The 4893-nt window shown below is 63.2% G+C and carries 6 protein-coding genes; all 6 read right to left on the bottom strand.

What is annotated here, in order from left to right; genetic code table 11:
* Positions 1–155: 155 nt before the first annotated feature.
* Positions 156–464, bottom strand: a complete 309-nt coding sequence (locus ACG0Z6_RS16545; protein ID WP_394463432.1) for a PAAR domain-containing protein — start codon at positions 462–464, stop codon at positions 156–158.
* A 33-nt stretch (positions 465–497) separates the two neighbouring features.
* Positions 498–830: a hypothetical protein gene (locus ACG0Z6_RS16540; protein WP_394463430.1), complete on the bottom strand. Its 333-nt coding sequence runs from the start codon at positions 828–830 to the stop codon at positions 498–500.
* On the bottom strand, positions 830–1816 hold the full coding sequence (locus tag ACG0Z6_RS16535) for a DUF2931 family protein (protein WP_394463428.1): 987 nt from the start codon (positions 1814–1816) through the stop codon (positions 830–832). Before ACG0Z6_RS16535 ends, ACG0Z6_RS16540 begins: the two co-directional genes overlap by 1 nt.
* A gap of 50 nt (positions 1817–1866) precedes the next feature.
* A complete protein-coding gene (locus ACG0Z6_RS16530) occupies positions 1867–3171 on the bottom strand; it encodes a DUF2931 family protein (protein ID WP_394463426.1) in 1305 nt (434 codons plus the stop codon).
* Between the two features lie 18 nt (positions 3172–3189).
* The gene (locus tag ACG0Z6_RS16525) at positions 3190–4452 is read right to left on the bottom strand and encodes a phospholipase effector Tle1 domain-containing protein (protein ID WP_394463424.1); all 1263 of its coding nucleotides are present in this window, start codon (positions 4450–4452) and stop codon (positions 3190–3192) included.
* A 13-nt stretch (positions 4453–4465) separates the two neighbouring features.
* The coding region (locus ACG0Z6_RS16520; RefSeq protein WP_394463422.1) for a DUF2345 domain-containing protein at positions 4466–4893 on the bottom strand (428 nt) is incomplete at its 5' end.

Genomic DNA, 4893 nt, shown 5'->3' with positions numbered 1-4893 from the left:
GCGTCGCCAGCTCCACCGTGTAGCGGTAGAGCTGCCCCAGGCTTTCGTGGCCGTGCAGCCGCCGCGGCAACAGTGCCGCCGCCCCCAGCAGGCTGGGCATCGCGGGGCTTTGTAGGGTGAGGGTGCGGGGGGTCATGGTGTGCGGGTCTTTGCGGTCATGCGTCTTCGGCCATCACGCCTTGGGCGAGTGTGGCCACGATGCGGGGCGGTTGGCTGCATTTGCAGGCCACCAGGTCGCCATCCAGGGCGATCTCTTGCTGCGCACGCGGGCGCTTGGGCCCGCCGGACTTGACGATGACGCCGTCGCTCTTGCACCGCTCGCAGTGCGCCAGCCCACCCATCAGCGCAAAGGCGTGCGCCACCTGCGGTCCAGGGCCCATGCCATTGGTGCCAGCGCCTGGCGGCAGCACCCGGCCGCCATGTTGCAAGGGATCGCCCACACAGGCGAGTTGGCGTAAGGCCATGGTTCTTATCCTTTTCTCATGGGTAATGCGCCCTCAACGCCCGCCCTTGGGCGGCGGGCCTTCGCGGAAGAGCTTGGCCAACTCCGGCGAGGGGCTGTCCATGCCTTCCCAGTGCGCACCAGGGGCCAAGGGGAAGGTCGTCACTTTGCCCACGGGCAGGGGCAGGCGCTTTTCACCCCTGACCAAGGTGGCGGTGATGGTTTTGAAGTCATCGCCCACGTTCACCTCCACCGTGGCCATGTCGGGCTCCATCACCATGGCGGCACTGTCGGCCAGCGTGCGCGGGCCAAACATCGTGGTGAAGGCTTCGCGAACGGGCGTCAGGTCGGGTGAGGCTAAAGCGCGCTCACGTTGGTAAAACCGCATCAACAAATAGTGGCGCTGGCCTTGCTTGTCCAGGTACCAGAACTCACCGGTGTCAGGAATTGCACGCTGCTCCACCTGCGTGCGGTAGCCCGCCATTTCCAGGCCCCAATGGCTTGCGCCTCGCCATTGGCGTACCAGCCGCCAAGCTCCGTCACCTGCGACACCGCACCGGTGAGCTTGAAGCGCCAGGGGTATTTGAGGCGCAGGGTTTCGAAGTAGTAGCGCGGGTCGGCCCGCCAGCCCGCGCGGATGCGTTCCTGGGTTTGGGGTGACAGGCGGTTGGTGTCGAAGGACAGTTCTCTGAACCGATCTGCGTTCAAGTAGAAGCTGCCCCCCGGCAGCTTGCGGTTGTATTCCGCCGGATCAAAGTCCTTCACAGGCGTGGCCTGGTAGGTGGCCAGCTCCACCTGGTTGCCGCTCACACTGGCCAGCCACACCATGATGTGGCCCTGCGGCCCCACGCCAATGCGGATGTCGTTGTACTTCTGAACCACCTTACCGTAGGGCTCGCCACGGGTCACCGTGCGCTCGCTGAAGCGGGCGTGAATGTGCTCGATGGGTAGCGGGGCCTGCAGCTGATAGAGCACGCCTTCGATGTAGTCGTAGTAGCTCAACTCCAGGGTTTTGGGCAGGCGGGCGCGCCGCCGGTCTCCGCCCATGGGGCCATCGCCGCCGCCCCAGGGCGCGCCAAACCCCGTAAAGAAGCGCCCCACATCCTTGCCGGAAGCGTCTATGAATCGGTTGCCGTAAGAGAGGGTGTCGACCCGGGAATTGCCCCTCAGCTCAATGTCCAGGCTGTATTTGCAAGTGGAGATTTCCCAGTCGAATTCGTCGGTCTCGATGCTCATGGCGGGGTCTTTGCCTTTGAATAGTTTGTCCAGCAGGCCTGCGGCCTGAAGGGCTGGCGTGGCACTCAGGGCCGTGAGGCTCAGGGTGCTGGCGAGCCAGCGGCGGCGGCGAAACGCAGGCAGCAGACCGAAACGCATTGCAGGCTTAAGCAAAGAAGTCACCATGGTTCAAACGTTGGGATGCGCCCTCAACGCCCGCCCTTGGGCGGTGGGCCTTCGCGGAAGAGCTTGAGCATCTCGGGCGCGGGGGTTTCGGTACCCTCCCAATACGCACCGGGCTGTACCGGGAAGGTCTCAATGCGACCCATGGCCAGGGGCAAGCGTCGTTCGCCCTTGACCAGCGCCGCAGTGACGGTCTTGAAGTCCTCGCCCACGTTCACCTCTACCGTCGCCATGTCGGGCTCCATCGCCATGGCTTCGTTGTCAGCCAGCGTGCGTGGGCCGAACATCGTGGCGAAGGCTTCGCGAACGAGCGTCAGATCGGGCTCAGACAAGGCGCGATCCTTTTGATAAAACCTCAGTCCCAGATAACGCCGCTGTCCTTCCTTGTCCAAGTACCAAAACTCAGCGGAACGAGGCACCGCACGCATTTCTGCGGACGTGCGATAGCCCGCCATTTCCCAGGCCCCGATGGCCTGCCCTTCGAAGTTGGCATAGCGCCCCGCCAGCTCCACCAACTGCGACACTGCGCCGGTGAGCTTGAAGCGCCAGGGGTATTTGAGGCGCAGGGTTTCGAAGTAGTAGCGCGGGTCAGCCCGCCAGCCCCCGCGGATGCGCTCTTGGGTGGGTTTGGATAGTCGGTTGACGGGGTCAAAGAGCTCTTCGAAGCGGTCTTCGGTCAGGTAAAAACTGCCCCCCGGCAGCTTGCGGTTGTATTCCGCCGGGTCAAAGCCCTTCACAGGCGTGGCCTGGTAAGTGGCCAGCTCCACCTGGTTGCCACTCACACTGGCCAGCCACACCATGATGTGGCCCTGCGGCCCCACGCCAATGCGGATGTTGTCGTACTTCTGAACCACTTGGCCATAGGGCTTGGTGTGGCTGACCGTCTGCTCGCTGAAACGAGCGTGGATGCGCTCGATGGGTAGCGGGGCCTGCAGCTGGTAGAGCACGCCTTCGATGTAGTCGTAATAGCTCAGCTCCAGGGTTTTGGGCAGCCGGGCGCGACCAATGTCCCCACCCATGGGTGTGGACCCACCGCCCCAGGGTGCGCCAAAGCCTGTGTAAAAGCGTGCGACGTCCTTGCCGGATGCATCCATCATGCGGTTGCCATACATCAGCGTGGACACGCGCGAATTACCCCTCAGCTCAATGTCCAGGCTGTATTTGCAGGCAGAAATATTCCAAATGAATTCGTCGGTCTCGATGCTCATGGCAGGGTCTTTGCTTTTGAATAGCTTGTCCAGCAGGCCAGCGGCCTGAAGGGCTGGCGTGGTGCCCAGGGTTGTGATGCCCAGGATGGCGAGCCAGCGGCGGCGGGTGGTGGTGGTGGGCATAGATAGATCTCCTGAATCTCAGGCTCGCACCCATTCGCGCACCAGGGTGTGGCTGTCGTGAAAGCGAGGTGAATTGGGTAAGGTGCCCTCCTGGCTGGACAGGTGCAGATAGCGGCGGCGGAAGCGCCGGGCATCTTGTTCACCCAGGTTTGCCTCCAAGGTCCATACGGTGTTCTGCGCCGACTGCGCAAAGGCCAGCAGCGCCTGGCGCACTTGTTCCAGGGGCGCTTCGCAACAAGGGCCTGTCAGTTTGGCTGGATAGCTGGCACCGGTGTGCTTCTTCGCCTCTGTGGCCATCAGGCTCAGGGCCACGCGGTAGTAGTCGCCGTGCACCACGCGCTCGTGGCGGTTTCGATGCCAAAAGGTCGGTTTGGCATCTGCAGCGCTGTACCAGCCCTTCAGGTAGACAAACTCACGCGAGCCCCAGTGCGGTGCCCCGTCCAACGGCTCCAAGCTGGGGCTGAGCTCGCGCACCTCGGGCTCGGGCTTGCCGGCGTCACAGGTGTAGCCGCCGCCCACATCGGAGTGGGCTCCGGGTAGGGTCAGCTGGTAGCCCCGGCCTGCGGCCACGGTGCTGTCGATGGTGGTGACGGAAAAGTTCTCGCGGAACTCGTCCCCCGCCACCAAATGCACCACGCGCTGGGCATGGGTGGCTGGAATGCGCAGGTGCAGGTTGCCCACATCGTTGCCGTAGTAAATGCCTTCGGACGACACGGTGTCGAAGAGCCCTACGAAGTTCACCTGCACGATGACCTTCGCCCAATCCGCCCCGAAGCAGGCGACTTTTTCGGCATAGACCTTGTGCACGAAGAGCCGTGCGGCAGCGGCACCGCGACTGAAGCCAAACACGTTGAGCTCAAGAATGGCTGGAGGTTTGCCGCCGTCCCTAGGGGCTGTCACCTTTTCAACTAACGGCGCAAATGCCGAGTCCACACGGACCTCAATACCCGTGTCGCCATCGCCAAAGGCCATTCCCGTGAGGGCATCGTCACCATGCCGAACCGTGCCAATGCCGTCGACATACACAGCGATGTCCGGACCGTCACCCTCACGCCCCAAGCTCTCCCACATCCGCGCCACATTCGACAGCCCGTTGGCATAGCTCGTGCCTTCACCGCCGTGCTTGGCCTTGATGGCGTCGCTGGCGTTGACGTTGAAGTAGTTGTTCAAAGTGCCGTCAAAAAACACATTGGCCATCACCTTGTCGACGGTGACTTCGTGCTGGGTGTCGTCACCCGGGGTGGAGGTGGTGTGGTGGTTGTCCAGTCCAGAGCTGCTCATGGGTGGGGGTCTTTCAGTGATCGGCTTCGATGTCCATGGCCTGGGCGGCGCTGCCGCTGCCCATGCGGTGGGTGCGGCCGTGTTCGTCGGTCAGGCCGGTGATTTCGACGCCATCGGCGCGCTTGATGCGGTAGGGGAAGTTTTTGACCGGGCGGCCCGCCTTGTCTTTGAGCACAAACATTTCGTTGAAGGGCTGTATGTCGTCGGGCGGCTGCACGGCTTTGCTGGCGGGCCCGGTGAAGCCATGGCTGGCGGCCTTGGCGGTCCAAGCACTGGAGGTGCCGCTCTCGATACCGGCTGCGCTCCAGCGCGTGTAGCTCCCTGCCCCGTTGATCACCACCTCCTGCTGGGCCGTGATGTGTATCCGGTTGGCCTGTTGCGTGATGTCCAGCTTGGCCAGCAGCCTCAGGTTCTGCTCCAGCGCCTGCACATCAATGTCCG

It is taken from the genome of Roseateles rivi (assembly GCF_043555845.1).
Classification (GTDB): domain Bacteria; phylum Pseudomonadota; class Gammaproteobacteria; order Burkholderiales; family Burkholderiaceae_C; genus Roseateles; species Roseateles rivi.
The sequence above is the reverse complement of the archived record's forward strand: the minus strand, read 5'-3'. Positions and strand labels throughout refer to the sequence as shown.